Source organism: Tissierellales bacterium, assembly GCA_035301805.1.
Classification (GTDB): Bacteria; Bacillota; Clostridia; order Tissierellales; family DATGTQ01; genus DATGTQ01.
In genome coordinates, this window is the sequence record DATGTQ010000130.1 from 1 (window position 1) to 21,828 (window position 21,828).

19 protein-coding genes are annotated in these 21,828 nt (G+C 29.9%); 13 read left to right on the forward strand and 6 right to left on the reverse strand.

Features of this window, described 5'->3' with window-relative positions; genetic code table 11:
• From VK071_06095 to VK071_06105, 3 genes are all read left to right on the forward strand, one after another.
• The coding region (locus tag VK071_06095) for a transketolase C-terminal domain-containing protein (protein ID HLR34886.1) at positions 1-479 on the forward strand (479 nt) is incomplete at its 5' end.
• A gap of 170 nt (positions 480-649) precedes the next feature.
• Positions 650-1,090 carry a protease complex subunit PrcB family protein gene (locus VK071_06100; GenBank protein HLR34887.1) on the forward strand — a complete coding sequence of 147 codons (441 nt, stop codon included), beginning with the start codon at positions 650-652 and terminating at the stop codon, positions 1,088-1,090.
• A gap of 126 nt (positions 1,091-1,216) precedes the next feature.
• A complete protein-coding gene (locus VK071_06105; protein HLR34888.1) occupies positions 1,217-2,263 on the forward strand; it encodes an AI-2E family transporter in 1,047 nt (348 codons plus the stop codon).
• 49 nt (positions 2,264-2,312) lie between these two features.
• Here VK071_06105 and VK071_06110 read toward each other — a convergent pair whose 3' ends face one another.
• Both VK071_06110 and VK071_06115 read right to left on the reverse strand, forming a co-directional pair.
• Positions 2,313-3,503 (reverse strand): coenzyme F420-0:L-glutamate ligase, encoded by a 1,191-nt coding sequence (locus VK071_06110; protein ID HLR34889.1) that lies wholly within the window; start codon positions 3,501-3,503, stop codon positions 2,313-2,315.
• A gap of 33 nt (positions 3,504-3,536) precedes the next feature.
• On the reverse strand, positions 3,537-4,121 hold the full coding sequence (locus VK071_06115; GenBank protein HLR34890.1) for a 5-formyltetrahydrofolate cyclo-ligase: 585 nt from the start codon (positions 4,119-4,121) through the stop codon (positions 3,537-3,539).
• A 235-nt stretch (positions 4,122-4,356) separates the two neighbouring features.
• On the opposite strand from VK071_06115, the gene ftsE reads away from it, so the two are divergent.
• The 4 genes from ftsE (at position 4,357) to VK071_06135 (ending at position 8,565) form a co-directional block, all read left to right on the forward strand.
• The gene (gene ftsE, locus VK071_06120; GenBank protein ID HLR34891.1) at positions 4,357-5,052 is read left to right on the forward strand and encodes a cell division ATP-binding protein FtsE; all 696 of its coding nucleotides are present in this window, start codon (positions 4,357-4,359) and stop codon (positions 5,050-5,052) included.
• Positions 5,033-5,923, forward strand: coding sequence for a permease-like cell division protein FtsX (ftsX, locus tag VK071_06125; protein HLR34892.1), 891 nt, complete (start codon positions 5,033-5,035; stop codon positions 5,921-5,923). Before ftsE ends, ftsX begins: the two co-directional genes overlap by 20 nt.
• A 32-nt stretch (positions 5,924-5,955) precedes the next feature.
• The gene (locus VK071_06130) at positions 5,956-7,182 is read left to right on the forward strand and encodes a peptidoglycan DD-metalloendopeptidase family protein (protein ID HLR34893.1); all 1,227 of its coding nucleotides are present in this window, start codon (positions 5,956-5,958) and stop codon (positions 7,180-7,182) included.
• A gap of 156 nt (positions 7,183-7,338) precedes the next feature.
• Positions 7,339-8,565 carry a S41 family peptidase gene (locus tag VK071_06135; GenBank protein HLR34894.1) on the forward strand — a complete coding sequence of 409 codons (1,227 nt, stop codon included), beginning with the start codon at positions 7,339-7,341 and terminating at the stop codon, positions 8,563-8,565.
• Positions 8,566-8,589: 24 nt separating this feature from the next.
• Here the strand turns inward: VK071_06135 and VK071_06140 are convergent, their stop codons facing one another.
• A complete protein-coding gene (locus VK071_06140; GenBank protein HLR34895.1) occupies positions 8,590-10,185 on the reverse strand; it encodes a hypothetical protein in 1,596 nt (531 codons plus the stop codon).
• A 163-nt stretch (positions 10,186-10,348) separates the two neighbouring features.
• Here VK071_06140 and uvrB point away from each other — a divergent pair, with 163 nt between their 5' ends.
• From uvrB to VK071_06155, 3 genes are all read left to right on the forward strand, one after another.
• On the forward strand, positions 10,349-12,316 hold the full coding sequence (uvrB, locus tag VK071_06145; GenBank protein HLR34896.1) for an excinuclease ABC subunit UvrB: 1,968 nt from the start codon (positions 10,349-10,351) through the stop codon (positions 12,314-12,316).
• A gap of 13 nt (positions 12,317-12,329) precedes the next feature.
• Positions 12,330-15,155: an excinuclease ABC subunit UvrA gene (gene uvrA / locus VK071_06150; GenBank protein HLR34897.1), complete on the forward strand. Its 2,826-nt coding sequence runs from the start codon at positions 12,330-12,332 to the stop codon at positions 15,153-15,155.
• Positions 15,156-15,228: 73 nt separating this feature from the next.
• Positions 15,229-15,672: an OsmC family protein gene (locus tag VK071_06155; protein HLR34898.1), complete on the forward strand. Its 444-nt coding sequence runs from the start codon at positions 15,229-15,231 to the stop codon at positions 15,670-15,672.
• Between the two features lie 66 nt (positions 15,673-15,738).
• Here the strand turns inward: VK071_06155 and fabG are convergent, their stop codons facing one another.
• Positions 15,739-16,512, reverse strand: coding sequence for a 3-oxoacyl-ACP reductase FabG (gene fabG / locus VK071_06160; protein HLR34899.1), 774 nt, complete (start codon positions 16,510-16,512; stop codon positions 15,739-15,741).
• 200 nt (positions 16,513-16,712) lie between these two features.
• Between fabG and eutH the strand changes: the two genes are divergently transcribed.
• The 3 genes from eutH (at position 16,713) to VK071_06175 (ending at position 20,808) form a co-directional block, all read left to right on the forward strand.
• Complete coding sequence (eutH, locus tag VK071_06165; GenBank protein ID HLR34900.1) at positions 16,713-17,795, forward strand: ethanolamine utilization protein EutH; 1,083 nt, start codon at positions 16,713-16,715, stop codon at positions 17,793-17,795.
• 105 nt (positions 17,796-17,900) lie between these two features.
• Entirely contained in the window at positions 17,901-19,679 is a 1,779-nt protein-coding gene (locus tag VK071_06170) for an aminopeptidase P family protein (protein ID HLR34901.1), read from the forward strand.
• A gap of 658 nt (positions 19,680-20,337) precedes the next feature.
• Entirely contained in the window at positions 20,338-20,808 is a 471-nt protein-coding gene (locus VK071_06175; protein ID HLR34902.1) for a DNA starvation/stationary phase protection protein, read from the forward strand.
• 63 nt (positions 20,809-20,871) lie between these two features.
• On the opposite strand, the gene VK071_06180 is transcribed toward VK071_06175, so the two are convergent.
• Both VK071_06180 and VK071_06185 read right to left on the reverse strand, forming a co-directional pair.
• Entirely contained in the window at positions 20,872-21,483 is a 612-nt protein-coding gene (locus VK071_06180; protein ID HLR34903.1) for a RecX family transcriptional regulator, read from the reverse strand.
• Positions 21,483-21,749: a hypothetical protein gene (locus VK071_06185; protein ID HLR34904.1), complete on the reverse strand. Its 267-nt coding sequence runs from the start codon at positions 21,747-21,749 to the stop codon at positions 21,483-21,485. The genes VK071_06180 and VK071_06185 overlap by 1 nt, the downstream gene beginning before the upstream one ends.
• Positions 21,750-21,828: the final 79 nt, after the last annotated feature.

Below are 21,828 nucleotides of genomic sequence, written 5' to 3' on the forward strand. Positions count from 1 at the left end.
CAGAGCATAATGGTCCAGTATATATAAGATTAGGGAGAAGCGGAGTGCCTGTAATATTCGATGAAGATTATAAATTCGAAATTGGAAAAGGAGTAGAATTAGAATCTGGTAATGATATAACTATTATAGCTACTGGAGTAATGGTTAAAAAAGCACTAGATGCTAGAAAGGAATTAGAAAAAGAAGGTATATCTGCAAGAGTAATTAATATGGCTACTATTAAACCTATAGACAAAGATATTATTATTAAAGCAGCAAAAGAGACTAAAGGAATAGTGACTGCAGAAGAACATAACATTATTGGTGGTTTAGGTAGTGCTGTATCAGAGGTAGTAGTGGAAAATCATCCAGTTTCGGTGTTGAGAATTGGAGTGGAAGACACTTTTGGAGAATCAGGAGTTGGGGATGAATTACTTGAAAAGTATGGATTAACAGTTGAAAATATAGTTGAAAAGGCAAAAAAAATTTATAATTTATAAGATATAATAACCCTTGCCAATTGGCAAGGGTTATTATATCTTATAAATTTTGTAACTGGAGTTTTTGAGAATAGTAATATGCATTTTAGACTAGTTTAAGATATTAAACATATTCTATAACCTATAGGAATAAATATAATATGAGAAAATTTATATCTGGAGGGGGTAGGATGAGAAGAAAAATATTAATTGGAGTTATTATATTGGTTATTGTATCGGGTATATTATTTATACCCAAATATTTAGGTAAGGGTGATCAAAACGTGAAATATGATACTTTAGCGACTCATGAAATTCCTGAGGAGATAAGTGAAGTTCTGCCTAAATATTTATCAGAAGAAAGAGCTTTAGGGTGTAAAATAGATGAGGGAATATTTGTAGTAGTCACTAGAGGGGAAAAGAACACTGCAGGTTATTCTGTAGAGATAGATAGAATAGAAAATGCAAAAAATAAAAAGGGAAAAGAAGAATTAAAGGTTTTTGCAAAGTTTAAAGATCCAAAACCTAATGAAATTGTACAGCAAGTTATTACTTATCCATTTATCATTGTAAAGACAAACTTAAAAGAATTACCTGAAGAAATAACATTGGAAGTTGAATATAGGGATTAACTATGGACAAACATTTTAGCTAGTATAATTAGAGTAAATATGATAATATTAAATAAAAATATACCAAAGAGGTGATAGAAAATAAAAAAACAAACTAATTACTTTAAACTTTTTTTCATATTAATAATTGCATTCCTATTATTTAAAATGGTAGACAATAGCAATTTTAATGAAGTAATAAAAAAGATAAGTAAGCCTTTTATTTGGGCTTTTGTAATTGCATTTTTCTTGAATACACTTTTGTTGAAGTTGGAAGAGAAATATAAGTTAAAAAGGTGGCTAAATATACTTATTGTATATGTTATCTTCTATGGTGTAATAATATTATTTTTTACAATAATTACTCCTACAGTAATAGACAGTATTAAAAATTTAGGCAAAGAAATTCCAGGTTATATAAGAGATACTGAACGCTGGCTATCAACTAAACCTAGTAAGATTCAAGAACTGGATAGGTTAGGGGTTCTATCAAGTTTACAGTCAATGTTAGATAAGTTAATAGTTAAAGTTGGTGAAAGTATAAGCCCTCTTCTAAATAAAACATTAACTCAAATAATTAATTTAACTTCTGGTTTCGCAAACTTTGTTCTTGGTTCTATTATATCTATATATATATTAAAGGATAAGGAAGTTTTTGCAAAAAATATTAGAAATTTAACTTTTGCAGTATTTCCAATGAACAAAGCCAAAGTTCTAGTAGAGGTTCAGAAAGATGTAAAAACTTCTTTTTCAAAATTTTTCGTAGGGAAATTACTTGATTCTCTAATTATAGGATTTTTATGTTTTATTGGAATGTTGATTATGAGGATTAATTATGCATTACTTATAAGCCTTATAGTTGGAATTACTAATATGATACCCTATTTTGGTCCATTTATAGGGATGATACCAGCAGCTATACTAACATTATTTGATAGTCCTTTTAAAGCTTTATGGGTTATAATATTTATATTCTTATTACAACAATTTGATGGTTTATATCTTGGCCCTAAAATATTGGGAATACAAGTTGGCTTGAAGCCCTTTTGGATTATAACTGCTATTTTAATAGGTGGAGGATTTTTTGGAGTATGGGGAATGCTTTTTGCTGTTCCTATAGCTGCAGTAGTTAAGTCTTTATTGGCTAAGTATGTAGATAGAGAATTGAAAATCAAAGATATACCTAAAGAATAAGAAATAGCGAATAGATAGTCAACTAAACTGTCTATTCGCTATTAATTTTCTATTCTGTAGCATAATTATCAAAGTAGCCTTGTATATAGACTATTGGTGTACCTTTATCACCACTACCGCTAGTTAAATCACATAGACTTCCTAGTAAGTCAGTTATTTGTCTAGGGGTAGTACCTATAGATTCTTTTTTAGATATTAAATCATCCTTTTTATTAATTATTTTTTCTTTTATGGCATTTTCTATTTCTTCACCTTTTAAATCTTGTAATTCAGTATCTGCTAAATATTTGATTTTTACCTCGTTAGGAGTTCCCCTTAAACCTTTAGTATACCCTGGAGATACTACTGGGTCAGCTAACTCCCAAATCTCGCCTATAGGATCTTTAAAAGCTCCATCACCAAAAACCATTACTTCGATATTTTTACCTGTCCGTCTCTTCATTTCTTTTTGAATTTCGTCCACATAGTGTTGACAGTCTCTAGGGAAAAGTTTTAAATGAGTTTCAGTGGCTAAATTAGAGCCATACAATCCATACTCTGGGTTGTATCCACTACCATCACTAACAGGGCTATTTAATATGCCATCTAAGCCGTAAATAGTTTCAGCACCAGCATTTTTTAAGATTTTCATTAGCCTTTTTCGGTCGTGAACATTAGCTAGTAAAACATTTTTTGTATATTTTAAAACTGTTGTTGGATTATTAGTTAAATGTATTTCTATATTGTCATTAACGGCTAAATCTTTATACACTTTTACATAGTCTATACCTGTAAATGGATGAATAACTTTTTCACCAAAAAGTTCTCTGTATTCTTTTTCAGTTAAATTATCAGTATAAGGGTTTATATTAAAGCTATCCATTTTATCAATATCCATTAAAGGATTTCCCACCTCATCACTAGGATAGTTTAACATTAAATAGATTTTTTTCTCTGTTGCAGCTATAGCTTTTAATATTAAAGAAAATCTATTTCTACTTAGAATAGGAAATACTACACCAATATCTCCTTTATATTTATTATTTATATCCTTTGTGATTTCTTCCATATTAACATAATTTCCTTGGGCCCTTGCGATTAAAGACTCTGTAACTCCTATAACGTCTTTATTATTAATTTCATAACCTTCACTTTCAGATGAATTTATTATACAGTCTACTACAATATTTATTATATCATCGCCCTTTTTAATAATAGGTGCTCTAATTCCACGAGCAGTAGTACCTACGGTTCTAGTCATACAAACTCCTCCTAAATCTAAAATATATTACCCTTATACATTATAGCACTTAATTAATCCATTTTCAGTAATAATAAAATTTACAGGTATATCATGATCTTCATTTGGAACCTTATCCATAATTTGCATTTGAAAAGCTAGGCCAATTTTGATAGCATCTTTATTTAAAGTAGTAAAAAATGTATCATAGTAACCCCCACCGTAACCTATTCTATATCCCCGTTTATCAAAACCAGCCCCAGGGACTAGGACTAGGTCTATAGAACTAGGTTCCACTTCTCTAATATATTCTTTTTTAGGTGTTAATATATTGTAGAAGCCTAATTTTAGTTCTTTTTCGAAGTCTTTTAACTGTGATACTATTAGTTTTCTACTTTTTGGTACGGTAATAGGTACACCTATATCCTTGCCTTTTTTTAAAGAATTTTGTATAATACCTTTTGTAATAACTTCTTTGCGGAAATTAATATATGTCATAATGAAATTTGAGTTATTATAATAAGTTGTATTATAAAGATGTTTAGCAATAGAATTACTTTTTACTATTATTTCATCATTTGATAGTTGACCTCTTTTGTTTAACATGGTTTCACGAATTGTTTTTTTATTAGAATTCAAAATGAATCACCTCAACATGTTTATTTTTCTTACAATCTATATTATAATATAATTTCAAAGTAATAAACAAGATTTAGAAAAATGTTGAAAGGATTTATAGTAAATCAAAGGGGTTTTAATGTAGAAGGTAGAATACATAATATAAGTGATTTTATAAATAGTAAAAAAGTATTAAAGGAATTTACAAAGATATAATGAAGGGGTTTATATTGATACCTAATAGAGGTGAAAAATATTGATTAAATTGATAAATGTCACTAAGATATATGATAATGGAGTTCGAGCTTTATCAAATGTGAATCTTTCCATTGATAAAGGAGAGTTTGTTTTTTTAGTAGGAGCAAGTGGAGCAGGAAAATCCACTATAATTAAGCTTCTTCTTAAAGAAGAAAATCCTACTTCAGGAAGTGTTATTTTAAATGGTAAGGATATAACTAAAGTTAAGAATAGAAAAATACCATATATAAGAAGGGAAGCAGGAGTAGTATTTCAAGATTTTAGGTTATTGGAAAATAAAACAGTTTATGAAAATATAGCATTTGCTATGGAAATATTAGGGACTCACCCTGAGGAAATAAAGAAAAGAGTTCCCAGTGTATTAAGGATGGTAGGATTAAATGATAAGGCTCATTGTTATCCAAGTCAATTATCGGGAGGAGAGCACCAAAGAGTGGGAATTGCCAGAGCAATAGTTAACAAACCTTCTATTTTAATAGCAGACGAACCTACAGGAAACTTGGATCCTAAGACCTCTTGGGGTATTATGGAGATCATAGCAGAAATAAATAGAAGAGGCACTACTGTATTGATGGCCACTCATGCAAAAAATATAGTTGATGATATGCAAAAGAGAGTTATAGCAGTAAGGTCTGGAAGAATAGTAAGAGATGAAGAAGAGGGTGAGTACAAGCATGAGATTCCGAATATTTAAGAATATGATGAAACAAGGTTTTCAAGGACTTTGGAGAAATAGAGGAATGGGTTTAGCTTCTGTTGGTTCTATTACAGCAGTATTATTGGTATTAGGTATGATATTAATACTTATATTAAGTATCAATAATGTAGCCCTTGAAGTAAAGCATAAATTTGATGAGATACAAATCTTTTTAGATTTGGATATAGACGAAGCCCAACGAGAGAGTATTGAAGAGGAAATTAAGAATTGTGAAGGAGTAGTTTCAATAGATTACCAAACAAAAGATGATGCTATGGCAATTCTCGAAAAAGATTTAGGAGAAGATTTATTAGAAGGAATAGAAGAAAATCCATTGCCAGAGTCTTTTATAGTAAAACTAGAAGATGTTGAAAATGCAGATGGTGTGGTAAAAAGCGTAGAGGACTTAGAAGGTGTGGATGAGGTTAAATATTACAAAGATATAATATCTAAACTTATAACGTCCACCAATTATATAAGAACAGGTGGTATAATAGTAGTAGGTGTGTTATTATTTATATCTGTATTTATTATATCTAATACAATAAAAATAACTGTAACAGCAAGGAAAGAAGAAATAAATATAATGAAATATGTGGGAGCTACTAATGGTTATATTAGGGGACCATTTATAGTAGAAGGATTATTACTTGGATTGTTAGGATCAGTTTTATCAATATTTGTTGTTAATTATGGTTATAAATATTTCTTTACAAGAATAAGTGAAAAGCTGTATCTATTTTTTACTATATATTTAATTCCACCCTATGCTTTGACAAATGATATTATCATAATATTTACAGCTATAGGGGTAGGCATAGGCGTTCTTGGTAGTTTAGTATCGCTTAAACGTTTCTTAAATGTTTAAATATAATATGTAAGGAGGTGTATACCAATATAATGAAGCGCAAGATTTTTTATTCGTTAACTGCAATGGCTTTAGTCTTAATTTTTACAATGGGTAATATATGTGTAGCAGATAATGTAGGAAATTTAAAAGATAAGAAAAGCAATGTAGAAAAAAATATTGAAAATAAGAAAAGTGAAATGAATAAAATGAAGAAACAATCGTCTAGTTTAACAGATGAAATAAAAGGTCTAGATGAAAAAGTAACTAAAGCAACTGATGAACTAGAAAAGGTAGAAAAAGAATTAGAAGGTTTAAACAAAGAAATTAAAGAAACTAAAAAAGAGATAGAAGCCGCAGAAAAACGTATGAATGAAAAACAAGAAGAGTTTAATTCTAGATTAAGAGTTATGTATAAGAAAGGTAATGTTGGATATTTAGAAGTTCTTTTATCCTCAGTTAGTATTGGAGATTTTCTAGCTAGGAAGGATATGGTCCAAGCAGTAGTAAATTATGATGTGGACCTATTAGAATACATAAAAGAACAAAAAGATATTGTTGACAAAAAGGAAGCAGAACTCAAATCTCAAAAATCTTCTGTAGAAGTTGCTAAAGAGAAGGCTAAGGAAAAGAAAGAAGAATTAGTAGCTGCTACAAGCACAAAAGAGGCCGCTATGAAAGAATTAGAAAAAGATATTGAAACTATTGAAAAGGAATATGCAGAACTAGAAAAAGAATCTGAACAAATATCCGCAGAAATATCAAGTAAACAAATGGCTGCCGCTACTCCTTCACCCTCTAGAGGTACAAGCAATAGGACAACTGGAGGGAACAATAGAGGAAATAACAATGTAGCAAGCAATAAACCTAATAATAATACTCCTGCGCCTACACCACCAAGTGGTGGTGGAGCTCTAGCTTGGCCATCTAGTGGGCCTATAACTTCACCTTATGGACCAAGATGGGGTAGTTTCCACTCGGGGATTGATATAGGGATACCTGTAGGCACTCCAGTACATGCAGCAGATAGTGGTACTGTTATTATTGCAAAAACAGGTTACAATGGTGGCTATGGAAATTATTTAGTTGTAGACCATGGTGGTGGTATTTCAACTTTATATGCCCATAACTCTGCCCTCTTAGTAGGTGTAGGGTCTAAAGTAAGTCGTGGTCAAATGATAACAAGATCAGGAAATAGTGGTCGTTCAACAGGACCCCATTTACACTTTGAAGTTAGAGTAAATGGTGGACACGTAAACCCAATGCGTTACCTAAGGTAAAATATAAATTAGAATTATTTTTAATAAAAATAGGGGAATGAAAATTCTCCTATCTTTTTTGTATATTTTTTTGTAAACAATCAGGTCTAATGGTATAATGTTTAAGAAGATCTAATAAAATAGATTACATGATGCTTAATTGTCGAGGTGAAGAGGATGTCAAATAAAAGAAAAACAACCTTTCTAGTGGTTTTACTAATTGTTACTAACATACTCACTTTTACTTTTACTAATGTTTTTTCTGTTCCATTGAAAAATAAAGTAATAGTTCCAAAAGGTGAGTATGAAGAGTTGACGGCAGCTGCCGAGAAATATTCTAAGGTTAGTGCATTAGAAGATTTTATCGAAAAGTACTATTTGAAGGAAGTAGATGAGGCAACCATGTTGGACGGACAGCTAAAAGGGTTGTTTCAATCTCTTGAAGACCCTTATTCTCAATATATGTCTAAAGATGAATTTCAGGACTTTATGGAGCATACAAAGGGCGTCTACGGTGGAGTAGGTGTTATTGTAACACCAGGAGATGATAATTTAATAACAGTTGTATCCCCTATAGAAGATACTCCAGGGGAAAAGGCTGGAATTAAAACTGGTGATAAGATAATTAAAGTCAATGGGGAAGAATTTACGGCAGATAAGATGGATGCTGCAGTAAAGTTGATGAAGGGTGAACCAGGTACTAACGTTGATATGACTATAATGAGAAAAAATAAGGATGGAAAAACCAAAGAAATGGATATATCTATAACTAGGGAAGAGATAAGACTTAAAACTGTAAAGTCAGAAATAGCAGATGATAATATTGGATATATTAAAGTTACGTCTTTTGATGATTTAACCTATGATGATTTTAAAGTTGAACTAGAGGAATTAAAGAAGAAAGATATAAAAGGTATTGTAATGGATTTAAGAAATAATCCAGGTGGCCTTTTAGATGTTTGCGTAGATATAGCCGATGAATTTTTAGATGAAGGAGTAGTTGTATATACAGAAACCCGAGATGGAGAAAAGGAATACTTAAAATCAGATAAGAAAAAAATAGATATACCCCTTGTTCTATTAGTAAATGAAGGAAGTGCTAGTGCTTCTGAAATATTGGCTGGAGCTATGAGGGATAATGAAAGAGCTGTTTTAGTTGGAACTAAAACTTTTGGAAAGGGTATAGTGCAAAGAATAAAGGAACTTCCTGATGGCTCAGGATTCAAATTAACAGTTTCAGAATATTTTACACCAAAGGGAACAAGTATTCATGAAGTGGGAATTGAACCAGATGTTGTTGTAGAATTACCTGAAGATATAGAAGAAATAGGATTAGAAAATTTAGAAGAAGATGTTCAATTACAAAAAGCTTTAGAAATAATAAAAGAAAAAGTAGAGAAATAAAGAAAGGAACCAATTTGGTTCCTTTTAATTATTTATTTCTAATTGATTCAAATTTATAGAATAAATGATACTTTTGTCTGAATCATCAATGGCTGGGTTTAAAGTAATATACCCAGTATTTTGTTCTTCATCATAAAATAGCTTATCCCCACTAATATTAATAAAAGGTTCTGATACTTGGGTATTAATATTATATTTATATAAGCTATAATTAGTGTTAGATTCATTTTTTAAAACAAAAATTAACCTTTCATCATCTATAGGAATATAACCTTGGATATTTGATTCTGAATTAACACTTTTAGTATTTCCATTTAAATCGTATATATTAAAGATATTTTCTTCCTTGTTTTCTAGGTTTTTTAAATATAATATTTTGTTGTCACCAAAGAAGGTAGCTTTAAAACCATCATCTATTTCTTTAACAATTTTATTATCCTTTGCAATATATATATTCTTGTTAATTTCATCTTTATTAAATTCCGTTAGTAAGAAAGTATCATCTTTTATATCAAAATCAAAAATATTTTTATTTAACTGCATAACTGATTCTAAACTTTTGTCTTCCATACTATATTTATAGATTGTAGATTTATAATTAGTATCATTATTAATAAAGTATAAATTATTATCTTGCCATTTTATTAGCCATGTATGTTGCATCTGACTATCAGGAGTTATATTTACAGTTTTTTTATCTTCTATTGAAACTAGTAGTAGATTTGTAATTTCTTCATTGTGTTTGTTATATTTGATAAATGCAACATTTGAATAATCTGAGCTAAAATTTGCATTATATATTGGATCCTTGGAAGAATATAATTTTTTCTTTTTACCTGTTTCAAAACTGTATATCCATAATGTATTATAGTTGTCATCGTCATCATTCTTACCTCTTTTATATAGAAGGTATTTATTGGGTACATAGTCTAAAATTACTCCATTGTCTATGTATTTAGAGATTACTTCTTCATAGGATGATAATATTTCACCAGTGTCTGCGTCTACTTTAACACTTAAATTAATAAGTGGATTATTAGAGCTTTCCTTGTCAAAAATACCATTGAAATTTATATTCCAAATTAATTTGTCATTAAGACGGGTAAGGTCAACTTCCGGTATTGTGTTTGAGGCTATCTTAAATTGGGAATATATATTATTGAGTATTTCATTTTTACTAAATTTTAAGTTAATCGGCTTATAGTTTTGATTTATTATATTGAATTTAAGGTTTTCCAATTGTTTAAGGTTTAAGTCTTCTACTTCAATAATTACCTGAGGTATGGCTAATTGGGTTTCTTCACCTTGGTTTTCTTTATTAATATAAATATTTATTTCGTCTCCGGATTTAGTTATTTTATCAATAGTTACTCCAGAACACTCAATTAGTCCTAAACTAGCTAATAATTTATATTGGTTATCTTTTTTTACAATTTCAACACTAGGTTCTGTGGATTGATAACCTTTAGATAATACTATTTTTTCTATTTTATAACCTATATTTTTTTCCCTATTCTTTATTCTTCCAGCATTTACAGTGGGAGATTTTTCTTGTTCATGGCACCCAGCTAAAACAGTTAGCATTACTATGGTTACTAATGTTAAAAACAATTTTTTCATTTTAGCTCCTCCTTCCTTAATAGTTTATAATATTATTAAAATAAGTGCAATATGGTTTATTTATATTTTGTACAAAGTTTTTTAATAAATACTTTGACTTTATATTTCCTTGTATTATAATATGGATAGAACGAACGTGCGTTCAAACGAAGAGGTGAAATTCTTGGAAAAGTTTAAAGTTGTATCAAAATTTAAACCTACAGGTGATCAACCGGAAGCTATAGAAAAGCTTTCTGAAGGAATAAATAATGGTTTAAAACATCAAACCTTATTAGGTGTAACTGGTTCAGGAAAAACTTTCACTATGGCTAATATTATTGAGAAAGTGCAAAAGCCTACATTGGTTATTGCTCATAACAAGACTTTGGCTTATCAATTAGCTAGTGAATTTAAAGAATTTTTTCCTAATAATGCTGTAGAATATTTTGTTAGTTATTATGACTATTATCAACCAGAAGCCTATGTACCACAAACAGATACTTATATTGATAAGGATGCTTCTATAAATGATGAAATAGATAAATTAAGGCATTCAGCTACCGCATCTATATTTGAGAGACGTGATGTAATAGTAGTATCAAGTGTATCCTGTATTTATGGTTTAGGAGACCCTATTGATTATGAAAATTTAGTTGTCTCTTTGAGACCAGGAATGATTAAGGATAGAGATGATATTATTAAAAAACTTGTAGATATTCAATATGAAAGAAACGATATTAATTTTACAAGAGGAACTTTTAGAGTAAGAGGAGATGTGCTAGAAATATTTCCAGCATCTTCTAGTGAACAAACTGTTAGAATAGAGTTTTTTGGTGATGAAATAGATAGAATAGTAGAGATTAATTATTTAACTGGAGAAATAGTAGGACTTAGAAATCATATTTCTATATTTCCTGCATCTCACTTTGCTACGTCTCAAGATAAAGTTGAAAGGGCTATTTTAAGCATAGAAGAAGAGTTAAAGGAAAGATTAAAAGAATTAAGAGGACAAGAAAAACTGTTAGAAGCCCAAAGATTAGAGCAAAGGACTAGATACGATATAGAAATGTTAAGGGAAATGGGCTACTGTCAAGGAATAGAAAATTATTCAAGACATATAAGTGGTAGGTCTAAAGGAAGTAAACCTTATACACTTATTGATTATTTTCCAGATGATTTTTTGATTATAATAGATGAATCTCATGTAACTTTACCTCAAATAAGGGGTATGTACAGAGGTGATAGATCTAGAAAGACTACCCTTGTAGATTATGGGTTTAGACTACCATCTGCCTTAGATAATAGGCCTTTATGTTTTGATGAATTTGAAGATCATATAAATCAAATAACCTATGTAAGTGCAACACCAGGTCCTTATGAACGGGAACATTCAGAACAAGTAGTAGAGCAAATAATTAGGCCTACAGGGCTCTTAGATCCAGAAATAGATGTTAGACCGACTAAGGGGCAAATTGACGACTTAGTAAAGGAAATAAAGCTTAGGGAGGAAAAGAATGAAAGAGTATTAGTAACTACATTGACAAAGCGTATGGCAGAAGATTTAACAAATTATTTCGAGGAAATAGGAATAAAAGTCACTTATCTTCATTCGGATGTAGAAACTATTGAAAGAATGGAAATAATAAGAGATTTAAGATTAGGAAAATATGATGTATTAGTAGGTATAAATCTATTAAGGGAAGGCTTGGATTTGCCAGAGGTCTCTTTAGTAGTTATATTAGATGCAGATAAAGAAGGATTTTTACGTTCTGAAACTTCACTTATACAGACAATTGGTAGGACAGCTAGGAATTCTTCCGGTAAAGTCATTATGTATGGTGACCAAATTACTAAATCTATGAAAAATGCTATATATGAAACAAATAGAAGACGTAGAATACAAAATGAATTTAATAAAAAGCATAATATAACTCCAAGGACTATACAAAAAGATGTTAGGGATATTATAGAGGCGACTAAAGTAGTAGAGGAAGAAGCTGAATATAAGAAAGAAATATGGTCAGAAGAAGAATTAAATATTATGATTAATAATTTAAAAGAAGAAATGTTAAAAGAATCAGAAATGTTAAATTTTGAAAAGGCAGCTGAATTAAGAGATAAAATGCTAGAATTGAAAAAGATGATTCAGTAAAGAGGTGAAAACGATGAAAGATGAAATAGTAATTAAAGGAGCCAAAGAACATAATTTAAAAAATGTGGATTTAACTATACCAAGGGATAAGATGATAGTTTTTACAGGTTTAAGTGGTTCTGGTAAATCTTCTCTTGCCTTTGACACAATATATGCAGAAGGACAAAGACGTTATGTGGAAAGTCTTTCTTCTTATGCAAGACAATTTTTAGGACAAATGGAAAAACCAAATGTAGATTATATAGAAGGTTTATCACCTTCTATTTCCATTGATCAAAAAACAACTAGTAAAAATCCTAGATCTACTGTTGGAACTGTGACTGAAATATATGATTATTTACGTTTGTTATATGCTAGAATAGGAACTCCTTACTGTTATAAATGTGGGAAAGAAATTTCTAGTCAGACAGTAGATCAAATGGTGGATAAGGTAATGAAACTGGAAGAAAGGACTAGAATACAAATTTTAGCCCCTGTAGTTAGAGGTAAAAAAGGTGAACACCAAAAGATATTAGATTCTATAAAAAAAGAAGGATTTATTAGAGTAATAGTAGATGGTGAAATGCATGAAATAATTGAGGATATAAAATTAGAAAAAAATAAAAAGCATACTATTGAAGTTGTAGTAGATAGAATAATTGTTAAGGAAGGAATTGAAGCACGATTAACGGATTCTTTTGAAACTGCATTAAAATTATCTGATGGTTTAGCAGTGGCCCATGTAGTAGATGGTGAAAGAATAATATTTAGTCAAAAGCTAGCTTGTCCGGATTGTGGTGTTGTAATTGAAGAGTTATCACCACGAATGTTTTCATTCAATAGTCCCTTTGGAATGTGTATCACTTGTGATGGAATAGGACATTACAAAGAAATTGATGAAAATTTAGTAATACCTAATCCTTCTTTAAGTATAAATCAAGGAGGAATTGCTCCTTTTAGTAATACTAACGATGGGACCTATTATTATGAAATTTTTAAAACTTTAGCTAAGGAGTATAACTTCGACTTGGATACTCCTTTAAAGGATGCTCCAAAGAAATTATTAAATGATATATTATATGGAACAGAAAAAGTCATAACTATTAAATTTAATAGTAGATATGATGGATGGAAGACTTATAAAGGAAGATTTGAAGGTGTAATTCCTAATTTGGAAAGAAGATATAGAAGTACTAATTCAAATCGTATGCGAGATAGAATAGATGACTATATGATAGAAAATCCTTGCCCAAAATGTAAAGGGTCTAGATTGAAAGATGAAATATTAGCTGTAAAAATAAATGGTTTAAATATTTCTCAAGTTACTGATTTATCTATAACTAGTTCAATAAAATTTTTTGGTAATCTAAAGTTAACAGATAGAGAAAAATTAATAGGTGAACAAGTATTAAAGGAAATAAAAGAAAGACTTACATTTTTAGAAGATGTAGGGTTAGGTTATCTAACCTTATCCAGAAGTGCTGGTACCTTATCAGGAGGAGAATCTCAAAGAATAAGATTGGCAACTCAAATAGGTTCTAGTCTTGTGGGAGTAGTATATGTATTAGATGAACCTAGTATTGGACTTCATCAAAGGGATAATAATAAATTATTGAAAACCCTTAGGAATTTAACAGATTTAGGGAATACTCTTATAGTAGTAGAACATGACGAAGATACTATGAGGATGGCAGATTATATAGTAGATATTGGACCAGGAGCAGGTCGCCATGGAGGCCATATAGTGGCTAATGGGACTATAGATGAAATAATGGAATCTAAAGATTCTATAACTGGTAGCTATCTATCAGGAAGAAAGAAAATTTCAATACCTAAGGAAAGAAGAAAAGGAAATGGAAAGAGACTAAAAGTTTTAGGAGCAAGGGAAAATAACTTAAAGGATATAAATGTAGAATTACCTCTAGGAGTATTTACATGTGTAACTGGAGTATCTGGTTCAGGTAAGAGTACATTAGTAAATGAAATATTGTATAAAAGTCTTGCCCAACAATTGAATCGTGCAAAGGCTAGACCTGGTAGACATAAGAGAATAAAAGGAATAGAAAATATAGATAAAGTAATAGTAATAGACCAATCACCAATTGGAAGGACACCTAGGTCTAATCCAGCAACTTACACAGGAGTTTTTGATGATATTAGAGATGTATTTGCTATGACACCAGAGGCAAAAATGAGAGGATATAAAAAGGGAAGGTTTAGTTTCAACGTAAAAGGTGGAAGATGTGAAGCATGTAATGGAGATGGTATTATAAAAATAGAAATGCATTTTCTTCCAGATGTATATGTACCTTGTGAGGTGTGTAAAGGTAAAAGATATAATAGAGAAACTTTACAAGTTAAATATAAGGGTAAAAATATTTTTAATATATTAGATATGACAGTAGAAGAAGCTTTAGGTTTTTTTGAAAACATACCCAAAATAAAAAGAAAACTTCAAACATTATATGATGTAGGATTAGGTTATATTAAATTAGGGCAGCCTTCAACTCAACTTTCTGGTGGAGAAGCTCAAAGAGTAAAATTAGCTACGGAGTTAAGTAAAAGAAGTACGGGAAAGACTGTTTATATTTTAGATGAACCTACTACAGGGTTACATGTAGCTGATATAAGTAAATTAATAGAAGTACTAAATCGGCTTGTAGATTCAGGTAATACAGTACTAGTTATTGAACATAATTTAGATGTTATAAAAACGGCGGATTATATAATTGATTTAGGACCAGAAGGTGGAGATGAAGGTGGAAAAATTGTAACTCAAGGTACACCTGAGGAAGTGTGCAAAGTAAATAAATCTTATACAGGCCAGTTTTTGAAGAAAACATTAATTGATAAAAACTGATAAGAAATTGACACTCCTTTTGTTATGGAATATAATATTATTGTAATAAAATTAACAAATGGGGGGAATCATAATGGCGGTTGAGGTATTAAAAGGAACAGCAAAATCTATAGAAGGTATGCAAGTTGAATGTAGTACAAGAGGTCACAAATTTATATTAGATGAGCCAACAGATTTAGGTGGAACAGATAAAGGTATGAACCCAATTGAAGCAACATTATGTGCTTTAGGTGCATGTAAATGTATAGTTGCTCAATGTTTTGCAAAGGCAAAAGGTGTAAAAGTTGAAGAGATTAAAATAGAAGTAGAGGGAGATTTGGACCCAGATGGATTCTTAGGGAAAAATAAAGATGCTAAAATTGGTCTACAAAATATTAGGACTAAATTTTATATTAAGTCAGATTCTCCTAAAGAAAAAATAGAAGAATTTGTTGAATTTATAGACAGAACTTGCCCAGTTGCAGATAGTTTACAAAAACCAGCTAATTGTTCAACAGAATTAGTAATAGAAGATTAATATAAATATAGAAACTCCCTTTTAGCCATTGCCAAAAGGGAGTTTTCAGTTTTATTCATTTATTATTTAATTAACAGCATCAAGTGATTCTGGTAATGTTTGACCACCGTCTACAGTTATTCCTTGACCTGTAATATATTTTGCCTCGTCAGATGCTAAAAATAATGTAGTATAAGCAATATCTTCAGGTTCACCAAGCTTACCGGAAGGAATAGTGGCTTCTTGAGCTTTAATATATTCATCACCTAGAACCTCTTCCATTCCCTCAGTGAGTATGTTTCCAGGTTCTACACCGTTGACATTAATATTGTATTTAGCAAGTTCTACAGCTGCAGATCTAATAAAACCATTTACTCCACCTTTAGATGCAGCATAATGAGTTAGGCCAGGTGCACCAGTTTTATTTCCAGTTATAGAGGAAGTAATAACTATTTTCCCATATTTATTATTAATCATATTTGGTAGGCATGATTTTACTGCAAGGAAGGTTCCTTTTAAATTAATATCATTAACTTTGTCCCAATCCTCTACAGTCATATTTTCTAATCTTATTTCTGGGAATATACCTGCATTGTGACAAAGGATATCAATTTTTTCATATCTTTGAATACAAGTTTCAGCCATCTTATTCATATCTTCCTCTTTGCTTACATCACCAATAAAGTAGGAAGCTTCACCGCCGTCGGCTTTAATTTCTTCTACTACTTTTTTAGCAGTATCTTCAGTTCTTACAACTATTAAAACTTTCGCTCCCTCTTTTGCAAAAACTTTTGAAATGCCTCTACCAATGCCTATAGCACCACCCGTAACAATAACAACCTTATCTTCCATTCTTTTCATAAACCTAAACACCTCCAAAAGATATTCTATGTTTGCGGTTTACTTAAGTTATACCCATGCAACTAAAAATATAACAAAAAAATAACAACAAAGATTTAACAAACTTTTATATAAGTAAAAAGGCCTAGAATTTTGGCACAATAAGTAATATGATATATAATTATAATATATTAATATACTTATATAAATTGGGGGGTATTATGAGTCAGATTATAATATACATAATGGTATTATTCTCTGTACTAGGAGCAGTAGATAATTTATTAGATAATAAATTTGGAATAGGAGAAAAGTTTCAAGAGGGAATAGAGGCTATGGGAAGTTTGGTTTTAACTATGCTTGGAATATATTGTTTATCTCCTGTTATAGCAGAAAGGTTAATTCCTATTCTTTCATCTATGTCTAAGGCGACAGGAGTAGATCCTTCTGTATTTATTGCTAGTATATTGGCACCAGATATGGGAGGATATACTTCAGCTATGAAAGTTATGAATAATGAAGCTATTGGGCACTTTTCAGGGTTAATATTATCATCTTCTATAGGAGCGACTATATCTTTTACAACACCTATTGCGATAAATATTTTAAAGGATGATTTTCCCCAGTATGCTAAAGGTATAATGGCAGGTTTTATAACAATACCAATAGGGGCATTTGTTGGAGGAGTTATAATGGAGATTCCAGGGAAAGAGTTAATAATAAACTTAATCCCAGTATTAATTTTATCTGCCATATTAGTAGTTTACCTGATAAAAGCTCAAGAAAAAGTTGTGAAAGTATTTACTTGGATAGGTAAGATATTAATAATAATAAGCACCATGGGTTTAATAATTGGAATACTAGATTTTGTGTTGGATATAAAGCTATTTTCTAATATGATATCTATAGAAGAAGGATTAGTAGTTATAGGTCAAATAGCTATAATATTATCTGGTGCTTATCCTTTGTTTCATGTATTACATAAGTTATTTAATAAGCATTTATCTCAAATAGGTAATAAATTAGGCATAAATGAAGTTGCGGTCTTAGGACTTATAACTAGTCTTGTGAATAGCATACCAATGTTTCTTATATATAAAGACATGGATGAGAGAGGGAAAAATTTAAATGCTGCTTTTTTAGTAAGTGGAGCTTATGCTTTTGGAGGGCAATTAGGGTTTATATCTAGTATTTCTAAGGAAATGGTCTCACCTTTCATTGTAAGTAAGTTAGTAGGTGGTATAACTGCAATATTGCTTTCTTATTTACTAACTAAAAATTTACTAAAAACCGAGTTAGAATGATGTATGAAATGTATAATTTATGTTAAGAAGTATTTTTAAATTAATAGAAATATTAAGAATAAGTGTTATTATGAAGATGAGTTTAATTTATAGGAGAGTGATTGTATGAAGGTAAATGATAAGTTGGCAAGTTTAAGAAAGCTTATGGCGGAAAAAGGTATAGATGCATATATTATACCAAGTTCAGACCCTCATTTAAGTGAGTATTTAAGTGATTATTGGAAGACTAGAATGTGGATATCAGGATTTACAGGTTCTGCGGGTACTGTAGTGGTTACAATGGAAGGAGCAGGACTTTGGACAGATGGCAGATATTTTATTCAAGCAGAAAATGAACTTAAGGGTAGTGAAATTAAATTATTTAAAATGAGAATGCCAAAAGTTCCAACAGTAATTGAATGGTTAAGGGATAATTTAGATGAAGATTCTACTGTTGGATTTGATGGAAAAGTTGTTTCCCAATCTTTAATAGAGAAAATGGAAAAAAAATTTAGTACAAAGAATATAAAACTTGAAGAAAACTATGATTTTATAGGAGAAATTTGGACAGATAGGCCTAAGGAATCAAAAGACAAAATATTTATCCACGATGTAAAATATGCAGGAAAAGCTCCAAAAGAAAAGCTAGAAGATGTAAGAAAAGAAATGAAAGAATCTAAGGTAGATTATTTCTTATTAGGTAGTTTAGATGATATAGCTTGGCTTTACAATATTAGAGGAAGGGATGTTGAAAATAATCCTGTTGTAACATCCTATGCTTTAGTTTCTATGGCTAAAAGTTGGTTATTTGTAGATAAATCTAAGGTAGATAAAGAAGTTGAAGAGTATTTAAATGAAAATGGCATTGAAGTAAAGGAATATGGTGATGTAAGAAATAATATTGAGAATATTAATAAAGATTCAAAAATATTTATTGACCCAGATAAAACTAATAGATGGATATATAATGGAATCCCTAAGGAATGTGAAATTGTAGAAGGTATGAATTTTACTACAAAATTAAAAGCTAGAAAAAATAATGTAGAAATAGAAAACTTAAAAAAATGTTATATAAAAGATGGTGTAGCATTGGTTAAATTTTTATATTGGTTAGATAAAAATGTAGGACATAAAGAAATAACCGAAATATCTGCAGATGAAAAGCTAGAATCCTTTAGAAGAGAACAAGATTTATTTGTGGAACCTAGTTTCGGCACTATAGCTGCATACAGGGAACACGCACCTATGATGCATTATTCGGCGACTGACGAAACAGATTACTCCTTAAAGCCAGAAGGAATGTTTTTAGTAGATTCTGGTGGACAATATTATGATGGAACAACAGATACTACTAGGACTATTATACTTGGACCAATAACTGATGAAGAAAAAAGAGATTTTACTCTTACATTGAAGGGACTTATTAATCTTTCAAAAGCTAGGTTTTTACATGGAGCCACAGGGGCTAATTTAGATGTTTTAGCAAGATTGCCCTTATGGGAAGTAGGTATAGATTATAAATGTGGAACTGGTCATGGCATAGGATTCTTTTTAAATGTTCATGAAGGGCCTAATAACTTTAGCCAAAGCCCTACAAAAGTAGTAATAGAAGAAGGAATGGTTACATCTATAGAACCAGGTGTATATAAAGAGGGAAGGTATGGTATTAGGTTAGAAAATGTAGTAGTAGCAGTTAAAGACTATGAAAATGAATCAGGTCAATTTATGAAGTTTGAAACATTGACTAATTGCCCTTTAGACTTAGAAGGAATAGATGCAGGATTATTGAGTGAAGAAGAAATAAAATGGCTCAATAACTATCATAAACAAGTATATAGTAACTTATCACCATACTTAAATGAAGAAGAAAAGGAATGGTTGAAAAAAGAAACTAGAGGAATATAAAAGTATAAAAGAAACTCCTTTTTGGAAAGATTTAAGATACATAAAAAACCAGAAGGGAGTTTTAATATTCTCCTGCAGATTGTTCTCTACATGAAGTTTTCTATAGGGATACCGGGGAATCTATTTGGGTATTGGTGTATCCTAAATACATTTCTATCTAAATCTAATATAAAATAATAATTTTATCGAGTCTGTGTGGTTTCTGGTGTCAGATGATGGGTTATTATTACAACAATTCTCTTCTGACTTAGTATATAGTTTTCAATCTCTCCTAAAATTACTTTCAATAAACTGCTTTTTCCTTATCCACTATTTACTATGATTGCGTATTTCTTATTCTTTTCAAATGCACAATTATTAATGGATAGTGGGTAGTCTTTGTAGTGAATGGTAAAGTCTTTTGTTTTAATTAAAGAGATCTCATTAATTATATCTAGTTGTTTAATTTTTTCTTCATATAATGAATACTGTAAAATTTCTAACAATAAATAGATTAATATTAAAACCCTATATTGAAAAGGTTGGGGAATATTTATGCTTATAAATGTTTAAGGTATATTAATAGTGGTATATATATAATAGAATCAATTGTAATGATTATAAATTTGTATTTAGTACAAATTAAAATATAATTATATTAAAAAGGGAGGCTGTTTAGATGGATATTAATATAGGATTAGGTAAAAAAGGTAGAGAGGAGATTGCAGAGGCATTAAATAAATATTTAGCCAATTTAAATGTTCTATACACAAAGCTCCATAACTATCATTGGAATGTAGAAGGTGAAGGATTTTTTACACTACATGAGGTTTTAGAAGAACTTTATACTGAAATGGCAGATGAAATAGATGAAGTAGCTGAAAGAGTTCTTGTTTTAGGTATTAGACCAGCAGCATCTATGAAAGAATATCTTGAATTAGCAGTACTAGAGGAAGAAAGAAGCGTGGGAATTCAGAGTAAGGATATAGTAAAAAATTTACTAGAGGATTTTTCGGTTTTAATTGGTGAATTAAGAGAAGGAATTGAAATAGCAGGTAAATATGATGATGAGTCTTCAATTGATTTAATGGTTGAATCATTAGAGAATCTAGAAAAAACATCTTGGATGTTACGTGCATATTTAAGTTAAAAGTATAAAATTATAAATATTTAATAAAAAGCTCCTTTTCGATTAACGAAAAGGAGCTTTTTATTAAATAAGTTCTCTTAAAACTCTAGATACACAGTCATAAGAATAACCTCTTCTCTGTAAATAACCTCCAAGTTTACGGTAAATAGCTTGTTTATCATCATTTTTATAGGATTTTATTTTTTTCTTTCCTATTTCTAAGGCACGTTCATACTGATTATCACTATAATTTTCTAGTACTTCATCGATTATTTCCTGGGAAACTCCTTTATTATATAATTCATGTTTAATTCTATAATTACCAAGTTTTTTATTTTCTACTTTTTCCCTAGCATATGTTTCTGCAAATCTTTTATCATTTAAAAAGTCATATTTTTTTAAATAAAAAATAGTTTCTTCAACTATGTGTTCATCATATTCTTTTTTTGTTAATTTATCTCGAATTTCTTTCTCTGTTCTCCAGCGATATTTTAATAAATTTAATGAATAATTATTTGCCTTTTGTTGTTCTTCAGTTTTTAATATATCTTCAAGGAATGTCTCATCAATATCCATTCCTTTTTCTAAATTATATTTGCAGACAATTTCTTTGAAAGTTCCGAAAGCAAATTTATTATCTAGATATACATTTACTCGATTTTGATTTTTTTGAGGTTCTATTTTTGTTATCTTCATTAACTATCTCCCTTTTCTTCTATAACAACTTCTTCTACTACATTATAAAGTAGTTCATTACTATACTTTATCATTCCTTTTTTTATACCATGAATATTGCTTAGTATTTTTAATTCTTTACCTGTTATTTCTACAAGTTCTTGGCTGGATATTGGTTTGCCTCTGTAATCATGGACTTTACAAAGATACACAGTATTATCATCTAAGTTTGATGGTTCAATGTCTAAAGTTTTAAGTTTTTTAGTACCAAATAGAGAGCCAAACATTTTAACACCTCCTTTATGCCTACTTTTTAATATAGAATAGTTTATTTAAAAATAGGTCTTAAGGATGTATATTTTGGAA